Source organism: Asanoa ferruginea (assembly GCF_003387075.1).
Classification (GTDB): domain Bacteria; phylum Actinomycetota; class Actinomycetes; order Mycobacteriales; family Micromonosporaceae; genus Asanoa; species Asanoa ferruginea.
The window spans coordinates 7,099,973-7,115,980 of sequence record NZ_QUMQ01000001.1 but is presented as its reverse complement, the minus strand read 5'-3'; the positions used below and the strand labels follow the sequence as shown (position 1 = coordinate 7,115,980).

At 73.3% G+C, this 16,008-nt stretch carries 18 protein-coding genes and 1 pseudogene; 13 read left to right on the top strand and 6 right to left on the bottom strand.

Features of this window, described 5'->3' with window-relative positions:
- The first annotated feature begins 2 nt into the window (after positions 1–2).
- Entirely contained in the window at positions 3–284 is a 282-nt protein-coding gene (locus DFJ67_RS33260) for a DUF2087 domain-containing protein (RefSeq protein ID WP_116076935.1), read from the top strand.
- On the opposite strand, the gene DFJ67_RS33255 is transcribed toward DFJ67_RS33260, so the two are convergent.
- Positions 269–1,474: an RNA polymerase sigma factor gene (locus tag DFJ67_RS33255; protein WP_116072342.1), complete on the bottom strand. Its 1,206-nt coding sequence runs from the start codon at positions 1,472–1,474 to the stop codon at positions 269–271. The genes DFJ67_RS33260 and DFJ67_RS33255 overlap by 16 nt on opposite strands.
- Before the next feature lie 50 nt (positions 1,475–1,524).
- Here DFJ67_RS33255 and DFJ67_RS33250 point away from each other — a divergent pair, with 50 nt between their 5' ends.
- The 5 genes from DFJ67_RS33250 to DFJ67_RS33230 are packed head-to-tail and all read left to right on the top strand — an operon-like array spanning position 1,525 to position 6,793.
- The gene (locus DFJ67_RS33250; protein ID WP_116072341.1) at positions 1,525–2,298 is read left to right on the top strand and encodes an alpha/beta hydrolase family protein; all 774 of its coding nucleotides are present in this window, start codon (positions 1,525–1,527) and stop codon (positions 2,296–2,298) included.
- A 54-nt stretch (positions 2,299–2,352) separates the two neighbouring features.
- Positions 2,353–3,297 carry a hypothetical protein gene (locus DFJ67_RS44105; protein ID WP_116072340.1) on the top strand — a complete coding sequence of 315 codons (945 nt, stop codon included), beginning with the start codon at positions 2,353–2,355 and terminating at the stop codon, positions 3,295–3,297.
- On the top strand, positions 3,294–4,961 hold the full coding sequence (locus DFJ67_RS33240) for a peptidase M16 family protein (RefSeq protein WP_147315694.1): 1,668 nt from the start codon (positions 3,294–3,296) through the stop codon (positions 4,959–4,961). The genes DFJ67_RS44105 and DFJ67_RS33240 overlap by 4 nt, the downstream gene beginning before the upstream one ends.
- 16 nt (positions 4,962–4,977) lie before the next feature.
- Positions 4,978–5,928 (top strand): threonine ammonia-lyase, encoded by a 951-nt coding sequence (locus DFJ67_RS33235; protein ID WP_116076934.1) that lies wholly within the window; start codon positions 4,978–4,980, stop codon positions 5,926–5,928.
- Between the two features lie 43 nt (positions 5,929–5,971).
- Positions 5,972–6,793, top strand: a complete 822-nt coding sequence (locus DFJ67_RS33230; protein ID WP_116072336.1) for an alpha/beta hydrolase — start codon at positions 5,972–5,974, stop codon at positions 6,791–6,793.
- A 10-nt stretch (positions 6,794–6,803) separates the two neighbouring features.
- Here DFJ67_RS33230 and DFJ67_RS33225 read toward each other — a convergent pair whose 3' ends face one another.
- Both DFJ67_RS33225 and DFJ67_RS44800 read right to left on the bottom strand, forming a co-directional pair.
- Complete coding sequence (locus DFJ67_RS33225) at positions 6,804–7,175, bottom strand: YciI family protein (protein ID WP_116072334.1); 372 nt, start codon at positions 7,173–7,175, stop codon at positions 6,804–6,806.
- Between the two features lie 250 nt (positions 7,176–7,425).
- Positions 7,426–7,551: pseudogene (locus tag DFJ67_RS44800) on the bottom strand (Type 1 glutamine amidotransferase-like domain-containing protein); the annotation flags it as partial.
- Between the two features lie 64 nt (positions 7,552–7,615).
- On the opposite strand from DFJ67_RS44800, the gene DFJ67_RS33215 reads away from it, so the two are divergent.
- Positions 7,616–8,158 carry a P-loop nucleotide/nucleoside kinase family protein gene (locus tag DFJ67_RS33215; RefSeq protein ID WP_116076932.1) on the top strand — a complete coding sequence of 181 codons (543 nt, stop codon included), beginning with the start codon at positions 7,616–7,618 and terminating at the stop codon, positions 8,156–8,158.
- Positions 8,155–8,832, top strand: a complete 678-nt coding sequence (locus tag DFJ67_RS33210; RefSeq protein WP_170216091.1) for a nucleotidyltransferase domain-containing protein — start codon at positions 8,155–8,157, stop codon at positions 8,830–8,832. The genes DFJ67_RS33215 and DFJ67_RS33210 overlap by 4 nt, the downstream gene beginning before the upstream one ends.
- Here DFJ67_RS33210 and DFJ67_RS33205 read toward each other — a convergent pair.
- Positions 8,822–9,745: an NAD(P)/FAD-dependent oxidoreductase gene (locus DFJ67_RS33205; RefSeq protein WP_116072330.1), complete on the bottom strand. Its 924-nt coding sequence runs from the start codon at positions 9,743–9,745 to the stop codon at positions 8,822–8,824. The two genes, DFJ67_RS33210 and DFJ67_RS33205, sit on opposite strands and share 11 nt — an antisense overlap.
- Before the next feature lie 68 nt (positions 9,746–9,813).
- Here DFJ67_RS33205 and DFJ67_RS33200 point away from each other — a divergent pair, with 68 nt between their 5' ends.
- A complete protein-coding gene (locus DFJ67_RS33200) occupies positions 9,814–10,374 on the top strand; it encodes a helix-turn-helix domain-containing protein (protein ID WP_116072328.1) in 561 nt (186 codons plus the stop codon).
- A 17-nt stretch (positions 10,375–10,391) separates the two neighbouring features.
- Here the strand turns inward: DFJ67_RS33200 and DFJ67_RS33195 are convergent, their stop codons facing one another.
- A complete protein-coding gene (locus DFJ67_RS33195) occupies positions 10,392–10,802 on the bottom strand; it encodes a DUF2000 domain-containing protein (protein ID WP_116072326.1) in 411 nt (136 codons plus the stop codon).
- A 50-nt stretch (positions 10,803–10,852) separates the two neighbouring features.
- On the opposite strand from DFJ67_RS33195, the gene DFJ67_RS33190 reads away from it, so the two are divergent.
- Both DFJ67_RS33190 and DFJ67_RS33185 read left to right on the top strand, forming a co-directional pair.
- Positions 10,853–11,668, top strand: coding sequence for a helix-turn-helix domain-containing protein (locus DFJ67_RS33190; protein WP_116072324.1), 816 nt, complete (start codon positions 10,853–10,855; stop codon positions 11,666–11,668).
- A gap of 21 nt (positions 11,669–11,689) precedes the next feature.
- On the top strand, positions 11,690–12,646 hold the full coding sequence (locus DFJ67_RS33185; protein ID WP_116076930.1) for a tyrosine-type recombinase/integrase: 957 nt from the start codon (positions 11,690–11,692) through the stop codon (positions 12,644–12,646).
- Between the two features lie 269 nt (positions 12,647–12,915).
- On the opposite strand, the gene DFJ67_RS33180 is transcribed toward DFJ67_RS33185, so the two are convergent.
- Positions 12,916–14,091 carry a winged helix DNA-binding domain-containing protein gene (locus DFJ67_RS33180; RefSeq protein ID WP_116072322.1) on the bottom strand — a complete coding sequence of 392 codons (1,176 nt, stop codon included), beginning with the start codon at positions 14,089–14,091 and terminating at the stop codon, positions 12,916–12,918.
- Positions 14,092–14,187: 96 nt separating this feature from the next.
- On the opposite strand from DFJ67_RS33180, the gene DFJ67_RS33175 reads away from it, so the two are divergent.
- Together DFJ67_RS33175 and DFJ67_RS33170 are read left to right on the top strand one after the other, a co-directional pair.
- Complete coding sequence (locus DFJ67_RS33175) at positions 14,188–14,754, top strand: ArsR/SmtB family transcription factor (protein ID WP_116072320.1); 567 nt, start codon at positions 14,188–14,190, stop codon at positions 14,752–14,754.
- Positions 14,751–15,998 (top strand): MFS transporter, encoded by a 1,248-nt coding sequence (locus DFJ67_RS33170; RefSeq protein ID WP_116072318.1) that lies wholly within the window; start codon positions 14,751–14,753, stop codon positions 15,996–15,998. The genes DFJ67_RS33175 and DFJ67_RS33170 overlap by 4 nt, the downstream gene beginning before the upstream one ends.
- Positions 15,999–16,008: the final 10 nt, after the last annotated feature.

Below are 16,008 nucleotides of genomic sequence, written 5' to 3'. Positions count from 1 at the left end.
TGATGGACCTCGACCAACGCCGTGCGCGCATCCTCGGCGCGTTCCTCCGCGACGGCCGGCTCACCTCGATCCCGGCCCGCGCCGCCAAGCGCCAGGTCGTCCTCGAGCACATCGTCACGGTCTTCGAGCCGGGCGTGAAGTTCCCCGAGAAAGAGGTCGACGCGGCCCTGCGCGCGTTCTACGAGCCCGACTGGGTGTCGCTGCGCCGCCACCTGATCGACACCGGGCTGATGGCCCGCGAGGCCGGCCTCTACTGGCGCACCGGCGGCTACGTCGAGGTCTGAGCCGCCCGCCCCTCCAGATAGGCGCGCTCCGGCGCGCTGAGCGTCTGCCGGGCGGCCTGCTCGTATTCAGCTCGCGCACCAGCAAGATCGCCGGCCATCTCCAGTAGATGAGCCCGCACCGCCGCCACCCGGTGATGCCCTTCGAGCACCGGCCCGGCGGCGGCCAGCGCGTCAAGGCCTGCGGCCGGCCCGTGCACCATCGCCACCGCCACCACCCGGTTCAGCGTCACCATCGGCCCCGGCGCGATCCGGTCGAGGGCGTCGTACAGGCCCAGGATCTGCCGCCAGTCGGTGTCGGCGGCGGCCTCCGCCTCGTCGTGCACCGCGGCGATCGCCGCCTGGAGCTGGTAGGGACCGACGGCCGTGCTGGTCAACGCCGCACTGACCAGGTCGACCCCCTCGACGATCGCGGCCCGGTCCCAGCGCGAGCGGTCCTGCTCGTCGAGCGGCACCAGCGCACCGTCGGCGCGGGTGCGGGCCGGCCGGCGGGCGTCGGTGAGCAGCATCAGCGCCAGCAGCCCGGCCACCTCGCCGTCGCCGGGCAGTCGCTCGTGGAGCTGCCGCGCCAGCCGGATCGCCTCCGCTGTCAGCTCGACCCGGTGCAGCCGCTCGCCGGAGCTCGCGGTGTAGCCCTCATTGAAGATCAGATACAGCACATGGAGTACGGCGGCCAGCCGCGCCGGCAGCTCCTCCGGCGGCGGCAGGGTGAACCGCGCACCGGCCGCGCGGATCGTCGCCTTGGCGCGGCTGATCCGCTGCGCCACCGTCGCCTCCGGCACCAGCAGCGCCCGGGCGATCTCAGCCGTGGTCAGCCCGCCGACCGCCCGCAACGTCAACGCCACCTGCGACGCCGGGGTCAGCGCCGGATGGCCGCACAGCAGCAGCAACGTCAGCGTGTCGTCGCGCGCCGGTCCGGGCGCGGCCGGTGCCGGGGTCAGCCGCGCGACGGTCTCCTCGCGGCGCTCCCGGGCGCTGTCCCGCCGCCAGGCCGCGATCCGGGCCCGGGACGCGACCGTGACCAGCCAGCCGCGCGGGTTGTCGGGCACACCGTCGACCGGCCACCGCGTCGCGGCCGCCAGCAGCGCCTCCTGGACGGCGTCTTCGGCCGCGTCGAAGTCGCCGAAGTGGCGCACCACCGCGGCCAGCACCTGCGGTGCCAGGTCGCGCAGCAGCGGTTCGAGGTCGGCCACCGCCCGATTCTCGCTCGCGCGCCGGCCCCGGCGGGGGCACACTGCCGGGCGTGAACGAGATACCGAGGTTCCTGCGCCCGTTCGTCGTCGACCACCCCGACCTGCCGCCGGCGGTGAGCGCGGCCGGCAACCTCGACCTCTACCTGCCCGGCGGTCCCGGGCCGCACCCGGTCGTGCTGCTCGTGCACGGCGGCCCGGTCCCCGACGACCTGGGTGTGTCGCCGCGCGGCTGGCCGGTCATGCGCGGCTACGCGGCCCTGCTGGTCGCCGCCGGTGTCGCGGCCGCCGTGGTCGACCACCGCCTGCACGTCGTCGACGCACCGGAAGGGCCCACGGTCGACGCGGTCAGCGCCGCCGCCGACGTCGCCGCGGCCGCCGCGACCCTGCGCGCCCGCACCGATCTCGACGGCGACCGGGTCGGCTACTGGGTGTTCTCCGGCGGCGGGCTGCTCTCCGCCGACTGGCTCCGCGACCGCCCGGCGTGGCTGCGGGCGATCCTGCTGAGCTACCCGCTGCTGGCGACCCCGGCCCCGCTGCTGCCGGTCGAGGAGCGGCTGCACCTCGACCCGCGGTTCGCCCCGATCGAGGCGGTCGCCGAAGCCGGAGCGCAGGCGCCGCCGATCGTGCTGACCCGGGTCGGTCGGGAGCGCCCGCTGCTGGCCGGCTTCGTCGAGGAGTTCGTGACCGCGGCCGCGAACACACCGCTGGAGATCATCGACGTGCCGGACGGCCAGCACGCGTTCGACGTGCTCGACGACACCGACCAGTCCCGCGCGGCGCTGCACACCGCCGTCGCCCGGGCGGTGGAGTTGATCCGGCGCTGAGCCGATTGTCCGCCGGGGCGCCGGCCCCGTCATAGATCACCTACGCTCCCGCGCATGCCACCCGCCGCACCGCTGGTCTTCGACGAGAACGCCGCACATCCCGACGTCTGGGAGGTCCGGGTCGCCCTCGCCGCCAAGGACTGGGCAGCGGTCACCGCGACCGTCGGCCGGCAGCACGGCGGTGCGCGTACCCAGCTGATCCGGTGGGCCGGTGGCACCGCCGACCGGGCGTTCCTGGAGAGCGTCCGCGCGGCGGACCCGGCCGATGGTCTGGCCGCCGCGCTGCTCGGCCAGCGGATGACCACCGACGCGTGGGCGATCCGCACCCGCAACCTGGCCCGCGACGTGTCCCCGGCGCAGTTCCGACGCTTCCACGCGATGCTGCGGGAGGCCGAGGAGATGCTGGTCGACGCCGTCGCGCACAACCCGGCCGACCCCGCGGTCTGGTGCATCCGGCTGATCACCGCGCGGGGCCTCGAGGTGGGCCAGGCCGAGGTGCGCCGCCGCTACGCCGCCGTGGCCGCCCTCGATCCCCACCATCTCCCGGCCCAGGAGCAGGTGCAGCAGCAGCTCTGCCCGAAGTGGGGCGGTAGCTGGGCCGAGATGGACGCGTTCGCGCAGGACGCGACCCAGGCCGCCCCCGAGGGCGCGCACAACGGCGTGCTCGTCGCCGACGCCCTCTACGAGCACCTGCTGCTGGACGGCGGCAACCGCGACAAGCTCCTGCGGAACAAGGACAACCGGCAACGGCTGGCCGAGGCCGCCGACCGGTCCGTGCTGCATCCCGCGTTCGAGCGGACCTTCGGCTGGGTGGCGGTCGCGAACTCGTTCGCGCTGATGCTGTGCCTGGTCAAGGACTGGGGCCGGGCGAAGCGGGTCTTCGAGATCGCCGGACCGTGGGTCACCGAGCACCCGTGGCACCTCGTCGGCGACCCGGTCGCGAAGTTCGCGCGCTACCGCGGCCGCGCGGCCGGATCCCGCTGGCGGCGGCCGTGGTGAGCCACGTCGAGGTCGACGGGGTGCCGACCCTGGTCGCACCCACCGTCGGGCCGGCGCGGGCCGGGCTGGTGTTCCGGGTCGGCCAGGCCGACGAGACGCTGGCCCGCCGCGGCCTCACCCACCTGGTCGAGCATCTGGTGCTGCACCCGCTCGGCGGCAGCACCTACCACCACAACGGCAGCACCGGCCAGACCACCACGACGTTCTACGTGCAGGGCGGCGGCGACGACCTCGTCGACTTCTTCGCCCGCGTCTGCCGGTCACTGGCCGAGCCCGACGTCGGGCGGCTCGCGATGGAACGCGACGTGCTGCGCACCGAGGCGACCGGCCGCGGCTCCGGGCCCGCCCGCGACCTGCCGCTGTGGCGCTACGGCGCGCGCGGCTACGGCCTGCTCAGCTACCCGGAGTGGGGGCTGAGCGCGCTGACCGCCGACGAGGTGCTGGAGTGGATCGCCACCCACTTCACCCGGGAGAACGCCGTTCTGTGGATCGCCGGCGACGGCGTACCCGATGGATTGCGCCTGGATCTTCCGCACGGCCGGCGCCAGCCCTTGCCTGCGGTGACCTCGGCGCTGCCCACGACGCCGGCGTTCTTCAACGGCGGCGGCCCGGCCACCGCGGTGCACGCCGTGGTGCCCGAAGCGCCGGCCGGCATCGTCTACGCCCACCTGCTGCAACGCCGGCTGCACCGGGCGCTACGGCTGGACACGGGCCTGTCCTACACGACCGCGGTCGAATACGTCGAGCGTGGCGACGGACAGGCGACGGTCACGGCGTACGCGGACGCGCTGGTCGACAAGCAGGACGCCGTGCTCGGCGGCTTCGTCGACGTGCTGGCCGGGCTGCGCGCCACCCCGGTCGCCGGCACCGAACTCGCCACCGCGGCCACGACCGCCGCCCTTGAGGCCGGCGGCACCGACGCGGCCGCGCAGGGCCTGCCCGGCCAGGCGTTCCGGCTGCTCACCGGCCGCCCACTGGTCGACGTCGACGCGCAGGTCGCGGCGCTGCGGGCGGTCACGGCCGCCGACGTGCACGCGACCGCGAAACAGGCGCACGCGTCGGCACTGCTGATGACCCCGCCCGGCGGCGCCGAATGGGCCGGGTACACGCCCGCGCCGACGACCTCGAGGACCCGGGCCGGCGGGCGCGGCCACGTGCCGACCGCCGGCGGCGGCCCGGTCATCCACCTGGGCGCCGACGGGGTCAGCGCGGTCGACCCGGACGGCAACGTCGCCACGGTGCGCTACGACGAGATCGCCGTCGTGCTCGGCCACCCGGACGGGTCCCGGCTGCTGATCGGAAACGACGGGATCGTGGTGGCCGTCGACGTCGACCGCTACCCCGACCTGAACGCCGCGCAGCTCGACCGGCGGGTGCCGCCCGGGCTGCTGGTGGCGCTGCCGGGCCCCCCGCCGCCAGCCTCGGCGACCCCCAACCTCGGTGCGCGGTGGGCGCGGCGGCTCACGCCGGGCTGGTTGCGGCTGGGTGCGCTGGGGCTGGTCACCGCGGTCGTCGGCGGCGCGGCGCTGGCGTACACCGTGGGGATGGTCTTCGGTCTGGTGGCGCAGGTGCGGGTGCTCGGCGTGATCGGGGGCTGGGTGATCGCCGGCTGGTTCGGTCGCGCCTTCCTGCGGGCCTGGACGGCGGAGCGTGCCCGGGCGTGATGCGAGAATCGCCGGCGTGATCGCACCCACCCTCGACGACGTGCGCGCCGCCGCCACCCGGATCGCCGGCGTCGCGCACCGCACCCCGGTCCTGCGCTCCCGCACCCTCGACGGGCTCGCCGGTGCGGAGGTGTTCCTCAAGGCCGAGAACCTGCAACGGATCGGCGCGTTCAAGTTCCGCGGCGCCTACAACGCGGTGTCGCGGCTGTCGGCGGAGCAGCTGGCCCGGGGCATCGCGGCCTACTCGTCGGGCAACCACGCGCAGGCGGTCGCCCTCGCGGCACGCGAGCTGGGCAGCAGCGCGGTGATCCTGATGCCCGCCGACACGCCCGCGTCGAAACAGGCGGCGGTCACCGGGTACGGCGCCGAGATCCAGACCTACGACCGCTACACCGGCGACCGGGTGGCGCTGGGTGAGGCGCTCGCGCAGGCGCGCGGGCTGACCCTGATTCCGCCGTACGAGCATCCCGACGTGATCGCCGGCCAGGGCACGGCCGCGCTGGAGTTGCTCGACGAGGTCGACGGGCTCGACGTGGTGATGGCGCCGGTCGGCGGCGGCGGGCTGATCGCCGGAACCGCGACCGCGGCGAAGGGGCTGCGGCCCGACATCCGGATCGTCGGCGTCGAACCTGTCGACGGCGACGACACCCGGCGGTCGCTGGCGGCCGGGGAACGGGTCCGGATCCCGGTGCTGCGCACGATCGCCGACGGGCAGGCCGCCGACATCCCCGGCGAGCTGACCTTCTCGGTCAACCAGCGGCTGGTCGACGAGATCGTGCTGGTTACCGACGACCAGATCCGCGACGCGATGCGGTTCGCGTTCGACCGCCTGAAAATCGTGCTGGAACCCAGCGGCGCGACCGGCCTGGCCGCGGTGCTGACCGGGCAGTTCAGCGGCCGGGTCGGCGTGATCCTGTCCGGCGGCAACATCGACACGGTCCGGTTCGCCGAGGTGCTCGGGCGCTGATATCGGTGGCCCGGCCGCCGGGCGCGACACTACGGTCCTGCCCATGGTGGAGACCTTCGTGACCGCCGGCGGGCTGCGGCTGTGGACCGAACGCATCGGCGATCCCGACCACCCGCCGGTGCTGCTGATCATGGGGTCGGCCGCGCAGGGCATCACCTGCCCCGACGCGCTGGTCATCCGGCTCGTCGAGCGCGGCGCCCAGGTGATCCGGTTCGACCACCGCGACACCGGCCGGTCGAGCGTCGTCGACTTCGATGCCCAGCCGTACGCGCTGGCCGACCTGGCCGCCGACTGCCTGGCGGTGCTCGACGGCCACGGGCTGGCGACCGCCCACGTGGCCGGCATGTCCATGGGCGGCATGATCGCGCAATGGTTGGGCGTGCACGCGCCGGGCCGGGTCCGGTCCCTGACGCTGCTGACCAGCTCGCCGATGGGTAATCGGTCGGGCGACTTACCGCCGCCGGCACCGGAGTTTCTGGCGCACCTGGCCGCGGGCCTGGCGCCCGGGGTGGAGTCCGACGTCGAGCTGTTCCGGGTCTTCAACGGGCCGGTCCGGCCGTTCGACGAGCCGGGCGCCCGCGCGATGCTCGAGCGGGCGTGGGCGCGGGCCACCGACCCGGCCGCGGCCAGGAACCACGACCGGGCCGGCCGGACGTTCGCACCCGACCGGCTCGCCCCGCTGTCGTCGATCACCGCCCCGACGACGATCGTGCACGGCGACCAGGACCCGGTCTTCCCGCTCGCACACGGCGAGGCCCTGGCGGCCGCCATCCCGGGCGCCCACCTGCACGTGGTGCCCGGGATGGGCCACATCTTCTATTCGCCGGGCCTGCCGGAGGAGATCGCCGACCTGATCCGGCTCTGACCCGAGGCGTTCAGCGCCCGTCAACCTCGCGCAGAATCGCTTCCGATTCGGGGTCCGGCATGATCACCCGAACCTCCTGCGCACAGCGACAACTGACGGCGATCTTGGCGGCCCACTCCAGCGCCTCTTCGCGCGAGGCGACGTCGATGACCGAGAACCCGCCGATGACCTCTTTGGTCTCCGGGAACGGGCCGTCGGTGATCATGCCGTCCGTGCCCACGATGCTCGCCTGCTGCCGTTCGACTCCGATGCCGAACACCCACACCCCGGCGCTGATGGCCTCCCGGACCACCTCGTGCGAGGCCTTGCCCACGTCAGGCATGTCCTCGGCGGGGATGTGATCCATCGCGCCGTCATTGAACGAGATCAGATACCGCGTCATCTCTCATGACTCCCTAGTCCTGGCGGCCCACTCCGGCAGCCTCTCATCTGTTCTACGAACGACCCGCCCCGGATACGACGCTGCGCCCAACGAATCCTGATCCGGATTACTGGATTATTAATACCGGTAATCCAGTAATTCGGATCGGGTGTGCTCCGCCCAAAAACGGGCTACACCATAATGACCGTTATGTTGTACCGGGGTCTGGGTGCCGTTATGGCGCGGGGAAGAGCGTCCAGGTCCCCTCGGTGAGGTGCGGGAAGATGGAGAAGTCGACGAGCCCGGGCATGCGGTCGTCGGCGAACTCTGGCCCGACGCGCGGGGTCAGCACCAGGCTGCCGGCGCTCAGTCCTACGTAGACGATGTCCTGCAGTGAGTTCTGACGACGGAAATGGATTGGTGGGGCGACGCTGGCAGGCGACACTGTGCGGGTGCCGTTGATGATCCGACCTACGTTGCTGCTGACCGTGGGGCTCCCGGGGTCGGGGAAGACGACGCTGGCGAAGCGGGTTGCCGACGAGCATCGGGTCCTGCGGCTCACGCCCGACGACTGGATGGCGCCGCTGTTTCAGCACAACGATGCCGGCGGGCGCCGCGACATCCTCGAAGGGCGGATGATCTGGACCGCGCACGAGGTGCTGCGCAGCGGGGCTTCCGTCATTCTGGATTTCGGGTGCTGGTCGAGTGAGGAGCGCTACGCGATCCGGGCTGTCGCCGAGATCGCCGGCGGCCGGTTCGAGCTGGCCTATCTCGAGATCGGTGAGGACGAGCGCCGGGCCCGGGCAAGCCGCCGGTGGATCGAGATGCCCGGGTCGACCTTTCCGATGACCGACGCCGACCACGATCTCTACCTGGCGTCCTTTCACCCGCCGACCCCGGAGGAGCTGGCCTACGCGCCGATTCCGGACCCGCCGCCCGGCGTCGGCAGTTGGCTGGAGTGGGCGAGCCAGCGCTGGCCGACCCTGCCGCGGTTCGACCGGTGAGCGCGTACGAGGAACTGCTCGCCCGTGCGGAGGCCGACCCGGGCGTGGTGGGCCTGATCCTGTCGGGGTCGCAGGCGCGCGGTACGGCCGGCCCGCACTCCGACCATGACGTCTTCGTGGTCGTGCCGGAACACGACGGCCGGTGGGTCACCTCGCTGACGCCGGCACTGGACACGGCCGTCCTGACCGTCGACGAACTGGCCGACGTGTCCGATCGGTGGGCGCGCTACGCGTACCGTGGCGCGGTTGTCCTTCTTGATCGTCTTGGCGGTCGGATCTCTTCGCTGGTGGAAGCACAGGCCACGCTGGCGCCGGCCGAAGTGGACGCGTTCGTGCGTGAACAGCTCGACGGCTATATCAACTTCGTCTACCGGGCCGCGAAGAGTCGCCGGGACGGGCATGCCGACCTGGCCCGGCTCGACGAGATCGAGGCCGGGCCGTGGCTGCTGTGGACGCTGTTCGCGCTGCACGGGCGGGTCCGGCCCTACAACAAATATCTGCGCTGGGAGCTCGAGCGTTATCCGCTGCCCGCGCCGTGGACGGCCGAGCGGCTGATCGCCGAGCCTCCGTCGGCGTGGTTCACCGAGCTCGAACGGCTCGCGCGGGCACGCGGGTTCGGCGACGTCGTCGACGGCTGGGACGACCTGAGCCTGCTGCGGTCGGTCAGCCCATAGCGAGGCGGGCGTCCTCCATCGCCAGGTCGGCGTTGATCATCGCGCCGGCCGTCAGGCCCTCAGCTGCGCTGACGATGACCTGGGCGCGCAGGTCGGAGATGTTGCCCGCGACCCAGACTCCGGGGACGGTCGTCGCGCCGTTGGGGTCGGCCTTGACCGCCGTGCCGATCACGTGGTCGCCCATCCTCACCGGCTCGATCTCGGCGCCCAGGTCGGTGAGCAGGCCGTCGCGGGCGACCATCCGGGTGGCGGCGACCCACGCGTCGCGGGTCAGCGTGGTGCCGCCGGCCAGGTGGGCGGTGCGGTCGGGGTCGAGGCGCGTGATCCGGTCGTCGATGAGTTTGACGCCGCGGGCTTTGAGTTGGGCGGCTTCCTCTTCGGTCGGACCCGGCTGTCCATTGAGGATGACCACGAGGTCGTCGGTCCACTGGCGCCACAACAGGGCCTGGTGCGCCACCATCGGCGTGGTGGCGATGATGCCGATCGCCTGGTCGCGGACCTCCCACCCGTGGCAGTAGGGGCAGTGCAGCACGTCGTCGCCGAGCCGCCCGGCCAGGCCCGGGATGTCGGGCAGTTCGTCGGTCAGGCCGGTAGTCACCAGCAGTCGGCGGGCGCCGAGCAGCCGGCCGTCGTCGAGCGTCACGGTGAAACCGGCGTCGGAGGCCTTGGCGGCGGTGGCCGTACCCGTGACGAACAGGCCGCCGTAGCCGGCCACCTCGGCGCGGCCGAGGGCGAGCAGTTCCGCGGGCGGCGTGCCGTCGCGGGTGAGGTAGTTGTGCACGTGGCCGGCGGCCGCGTTGCGGGGTGTGCCGTTGTCGATCACCAACACGCTGCGGCGGGCGCGGGCCAGGGTGAGGGCGCCGGCCAGCCCGGCGGGGCCGCCGCCGACGATGATCACGTCATAGGTTTCCATGCCGTCGACGGTGCTCCACCCTCGCGAAGATTGGCAATTTTCGTTGCCGTTCTGGCAAATTTTATGGCATGGACCCCAACAACGTCGGTGAACGGCTCCGGGCGCTGCGCCGGCAGCGCGGCGCCACCCTGGCCGAGCTGTCCGCGGCGACCGGCATCTCGGTCAGCACCCTGTCGCGGCTGGAGGCCGGGCAGCGCAAGCCCACGCTGGAGCTGTTGCTGCCGCTGGCCCGCGTCCACCAGGTGCCGCTCGACGAGTTGGTCGGCGCGCCCGAGACCGGTGACCCGCGCGTGCATCCGCGGCCGATCCGCCGGGGCGAGATCACCTGGCTGCCGCTGAGCCGGCGACCCGGCGGGATGCAGGCGTTCAAACAGATCATCCCGGCCCGTTACGCGCCGCAGGGCTATGACCTTCAGACGCATGAGGGGTACGAGTGGTTCTACGTCCTCTCCGGCCGGGTGCGGCTGGAACTCGGCGAACACGACCTGACGATCGAGGAGGGCGAGGTCGCCGAGTTCGACACCCGGACCCCGCACGGGATCACCAATCCCTACGACCAGCCGGCCGAGGTGCTGAGCCTGTTCGGGCCGCAAGGGGAGCGGATGCACGTGAGGGCGCGGACAAAGTGAGCAGAGCCGAGCGCGGCCTAAGGGTGCAGCGCCGCGCCCTTGACGACCTTGTCGACGTCGCCGCGGGGGCCGTAGATCGCCAGGCCGACCAGGTCGAGCTTGTCGGCGTGGACGGCGGCGACCGCCGCCCGGTTGTCGGCGTCGTTGCCGGTCGCGAACAGGTCCGCGGTGAACACCGCCGGGACCAGACCGCGGCGCAGCGCCCGCTCCCGGGCCGCGGTGAGCAGGGCGGCGTCACCGGCGAAGACCATCACCGGTTGGCGGAACATCGGCAGGTAGGGGGTGCCGTCCGCGTCCGCGTACGGTTGGCCGATGGTTTCCGGTCTCGTGCCGGCGATCCCGCTGACCAGGAACGCGGTCACGTTGAGCCGCTGCCAGGGTGCCAGGTCGTCGCGGAGCAGCACGGCGATCTTCGTGTCGAACCTCATGCCGCCCAGCGTGCCGGCCGCGGCGGGGCCCGGTCTTGTACGTTCCTGACATGGACGGCCAGCGGCTGCGGGCCTGGCGACCGGCGGTGCCCGGCGTCGCCGAGGTGCTGCACGCCCGGTTCGTCACGCACGCCTACCCGCTGCACACCCACGACGCCTGGACGCTGCTCGTGGTCGACGACGGCGCGATCCGCTACGACCTCGACCGGCACGGCCACGGCGCGGTCGGCGACCAGGTCACCCTGCTGCCGCCGCACGTGCCGCACGACGGGCGGTCCGCTACCCCCGGCGGCTTCGTCAAACGGGTCCTCTACCTCGACGCCGGTGTCGTGGGCCTCGACCTGGTCGGCGCCGCGGTCGACCATCCGGCCTTCGCCGATCCGCTGCTGCGCCGCCGGGTCGGCCAGCTACACCGGGCCCTCGACGGCCCGGGCGAGGAATTGCACGCGGAGAGCCGCCTGGCGCTGGTCGTCGAGCGCCTGCACGACCACCTCGGCAAGGCGCGGCCCGCACCGCCGCCCCGGCGGCTGGCCCGCGACCTGCGCGACCTGCTCGACGCCCACGTGACCAGCGGCCTGACGCTGGACGCGGCGGCCGACCGGCTGAGCGCCCACCCGACCCACCTGGTCCGCGCGTTCACCGCCGAGTTCGGCCTGCCGCCGCACGCCTACCTGGTCGGCCGGCGTGTCGACCGGGCCCGGGCGCTGCTGCTCGCCGGCCAGCCGGCCGCGGCCGTGGCTACGAACGCCGGTTTCTACGACCAGGCGCACCTGACCCGCACGTTCCGTCGCTACCTCGGCACGACGCCGGCGAAGTTCGCGACGGGCGCGGCGCGCCGCCCGCCCGCGCCGGCACCCGCGCTCTAGCGTCACCGCGTGACCTCGCTCGTGCCGGCCGGCCTCGGTGGCGTGCCGGCGTCGCGTGCCGGCGGCGCGGGCGAGTTCACCGACGCGTGGCTCGCCAACCGCCGGCTCTCGCCGCACACCCGCTCCGCCTACCGCCGTGACGTGACCCGCTGGCTGGCCTGGTGCGACGCCCACGGTCTCGACCCGCTCGCGGCGACGTTCCTCGACGTCAACACCTACGCCCGCGAGGTCGAGGAGACCGCCGCGCCGACCACGGTGGCGCGCAAGATGTCGGCGCTGTCGAGCTGGTACGACTTCCTGGTCAAGCTCCGCGCCCTCGACGCCAACCCGGTCTCCGGCGCCGACCGCCCCCGCGTCGACCGCGACCACTCGGCGACCATCGGGCTGACACCGCAGGAGGTCGACGCCCTGCTGCGCGCGGCCGCCGCCGCGACCGGCCCGACCGCCGCCCGCACCAGGGCCGCGCTGGCCCTGCTGGCCGACCTCGGCCTGCGCGTCGGCGAACTCGTCTCGCTCGACGTCACCGACCTGGGGGAGGAGCGCGGCCACCGCAGCATCCGGTTCACCGGCAAGGGCGGCAAGCACCGCCGCCGGGCGCTGACTCCCGGCACGGCAGCGGCGGTCGACGCTTACCTGACCGAGCGGGCCGCGGCGGCCGGCGTCAACGTCGGCGTGCTGGCCGGGCCACTGCTGGCCACCGCGTCGGGCGGGCGGCTCGACCGGCACGCCGTGTTCCGCCTGGTCCGCCGGATGGCCATCGCCGCCGGCATCCCGGCGGCCGAGCGGCTCTCACCGCACTCGCTGCGGCACGCGTTCGCGACCACCGCCCGCGCCGAGGGGGTCGCCCTCGAAGACGTGCAGGACGCGATGGGGCACGCCGACCCGCGCACCACCCGCCGCTACGACCGCGACCGGCACAACCTCGACCGCGATCCGGCGTACGCGATCTGGGCCGCCCGGGCCCGCCGTACCCCCTAGCCGGGGTTGCTTCGTCAGCGGGCATCGCCGAGTGCTCGCGGTGCTGGCCTACGTCAACCGGTCATAGTCCGTCCTGTTTCGTGGCCCAGGCCGGGCCGAATCCGGGCGTGCCGCGCCCGAGCCGGCAAGCTCCCGGCGCGCCAGGGCTGCGGTGCGCGCTTCGCCGAGCGGCGGCCTGGCTGCGGGTCAAAGCCGCGATGCGGCAAGGCGTAGCTGGGCCGCCGCGGACGAAGGCCGCGGTGCAGCGAGGCAGCCGGGCTGCGGCGGACCTACGCCGACAGCTCTCGGTCGAGCGGCGTGCGGAACTTCGGCTTGACCCGCACGTCGCCGAGCCAGTCGGCGAGCTCTGTGGCGGCCGTCGCGACGCGTTTCTTTGTGCTCGTGGGGACCTCCTCGAGGAAGCGGTGGACGATGTGGCCGTCGGCGTGTTGGGCCCAGCCGCCGACCACACGGCCGTCGGCCCAGATCGTCGGGCCGGGGTTGCCAGAACGGTCGAACAGGGCCGGCGCGTGCGGCCCCAGATACCAGTCGCGGCCGACCCAGCCCATGATGGTCGGGTCGAGGGCCGGTAGCAGCGCCACCCACGGGTCGGGTGACTCGACCGGGGCGGTGTCGTCGGCGAGGACCACGCCGGTCTCGCCGCCGTCGAGCGTGACCTCTTCGACGTCGAGGGCGGCCAGTGCGGCCTTGACCTGGGCACCGGTCCAGCCGGCCCACCACTTGAGGTCGGCCGGGGTGGCCGGGCCGAAGCGGGCCAACCAGAGCCGGGCCAGGTCGACCCGGGCAGCGGCCGCGTCGTGGCGGTGCAGGCCACCCTCGACCCAGCTGTCAGCCGGCGCCCATTCGTATTGTGTGGACAGCCACGAGCCCCGTGGCCGGCCGCGGACGATCATGCCCTGCATCGAGAGCAGGTTGAGCACCCGCGACGTGATCAACGGCTTCGCGCCGTAGCTCTTGTCTTCGTCGATCGAGAGTTGGGTGCGCAGCCGGGGCTCGTCTTCCGCGAGCTGCGCGGCGGTCGCCGAGCCGCGGGCGACCAGCGCCGCGAGGGTGCTGCGCTCGACGTCGCGCAGCCACTCGTCGTCACAGTCGTGGCCGGCCTCGGCCAGGTGTTTGAGCAGCAGCTTGCGTTGCACGACGGCGATCGCGTCGGTGCAGGCCGCCTGCACGATCGGGGCGTGCTCCAGCGGCGCGACGAACATCGTGCGGCGCATGCCGAGCATCCGGATCAGCGTGCGGTCCTCGTACAACGCGTGCTCGATGTCCTTGACCACCGGTGCGTGCAGTCGCGCCGCAGCGGACAGGTAGACGGTGGCCGGGTCGGTGGCGTGCAGCACGACGAGGCCGCGGGTGACCTCGACCGGGTCGTGGGCCGCAGGGCCGGCCAGGCGGTGGCGGATGGCCAGGCGGGCCCTTCGCTCGGTGGTGTCGATGCGTCGCGTCACGGCAGGGATCGTCGCACGAGCCACCGACAGAAACCCGTACCCTCGGATGCAAAGACTCTCTTGCAAAGAAGTCGATGCAAAGATATCTTTGCATCTATGACAGAGCGTGAAGTTCGGGTAGACGCGACAACGCTGCGCGGGCTCGCCCACCCGCTGCGGGTGCGGATTCTCGGCCTGTTGCGTGAGCACGGGCCGGCCACCGCGACCACTTTGGCCGAACGGCTCGGCCAGTCGACCGGCGCGACCAGCTACCACCTGCGGATCCTGGCCACCTACGGCTTCGTGGTCGACGACCCCGAGCGCAACGTCGGTCGGGAGCGCTGGTGGAAGGCCGCGCACCGGAGCACGACCATCGATGTCGACCCGGCCAACGCACCGCCCGAGACGGAGGGCTACCTGCGGGCGGTCGCCGCGCAATATGCCGATCGGGTCGAGCGGTTCCTCGACGAGATGGCCTCGATCCCGGCGCCGTGGGGCGATGCCTTCACGATCAGTGACTGGCCGCTGCGACTCACCGCCGAGGAGGCCGGCGCGCTGCACGGGGAGATCTTCGCGCTGCTGGACCGCTACCGGCGCGACGACCGCGAGGCCCCGCAGCCCGAGGGCACCGAGCGGGTCGTCGTGCAGGTGCAGATCCTGCCGTTCCCGGAGGCCGAGCAGTGAACCGGCGCGGGCTGGTCACCCTGCTCAGCGCCGAGGTGGTCTCGGCCGTCGGCACCCGGATGAGCGCGCTTGCGCTGCCCTGGTTCGTGCTGGCCACGACCGGTTCGGCGACTCGCGCCGGAGTGGTCGCGTTCGTCGAGATGCTGCCCTACGTCGTCGCCTCGGCGGCCGGCGGCCCGCTGATCGACCGGATCGGCGGCCGCCGGTTCAGCATCGGCGCAGACGCGATCAGCGCGGTCGCGGTCGCGGCCATCCCGCTGCTGCACGACCGGATCGGCTTCGGCGGCCTGCTCGTGCTGGTCGGCATCGCCGGCGGTCTGCGCGGTTTCGGCGACACGGCCAAGCACGCGATCTTCCCCCGGGTCGCCGAGGCGTCCGGCATCGAGATGACCCGCGCGACCAGCCTGCAGGACGGTCTGTCCCGGCTGGCGACGCTGCTGGGCGCCCCGGCCGGCGGCGTGCTGATCGCGGTTCTCGACGCGCCGACCGTGCTGCTGTTCGACGCGGCCACGTTCGCGGTCTCGGCATTGCTCGTCATCGCGGTGCGGGTCGGGCCGGCGGCGGCGCCGGTCCAGGAGGAGTCCTACGGCCGCGCGCTGCGGGCCGGGTTCGACTTCGTCCGGCGCGACAAGCTGGCCGGTGCGATCGTGTTCATGCTGGCGGCCACCAACCTGTTCGACGCCGCCTACCAGTCGGTGCTGCTGCCGTTGTGGGCCACGATGATCGGGTCGCCGGTCGCGCTCGGCGTCGCAGGCGCGTCGTTCGGCATCGGCGCGGTGCTCGGCAACGTGGTGTTCACCGCGTTCGCGCCCCGCGCCCCCCGCTGGGCCCTGTTCACGCTGGGCTTCCTGGTCGGCGGCGCGCCGAGGTTCGCCGCGGCCGGGCTCTCCGACGCGATCTGGCTGCTCTGCGCGGTGTCATTCCTCGCGGGCCTGGCACTCGCTGCGGTCAACCCGATCCTCGGCGCCGTGATGTACGAGCGGATCCCGCCACACATGATGGCCCGCGTGCACGGCCTCGCGACGGCGGTGAGCTGGGCGGGCATCCCGCTCGGCGGCCTGATCGGCGGTGCGGTCGCGGGTGCGGTCGGCGTCCGCTGGGCGATGCTCGGCGTCGGCGCCTGCTATCTGGTGGTGTCGGTGGCGCCGTTCGTCTGGCCGGTCTGGCGGAAGCTGGACGAGCGGCCGGCGGCTTCCGTCCCTGGCCAACGTGCGGTTCCGGCGGACGAGCCCGCGGTGAGCTGACACATTTTCC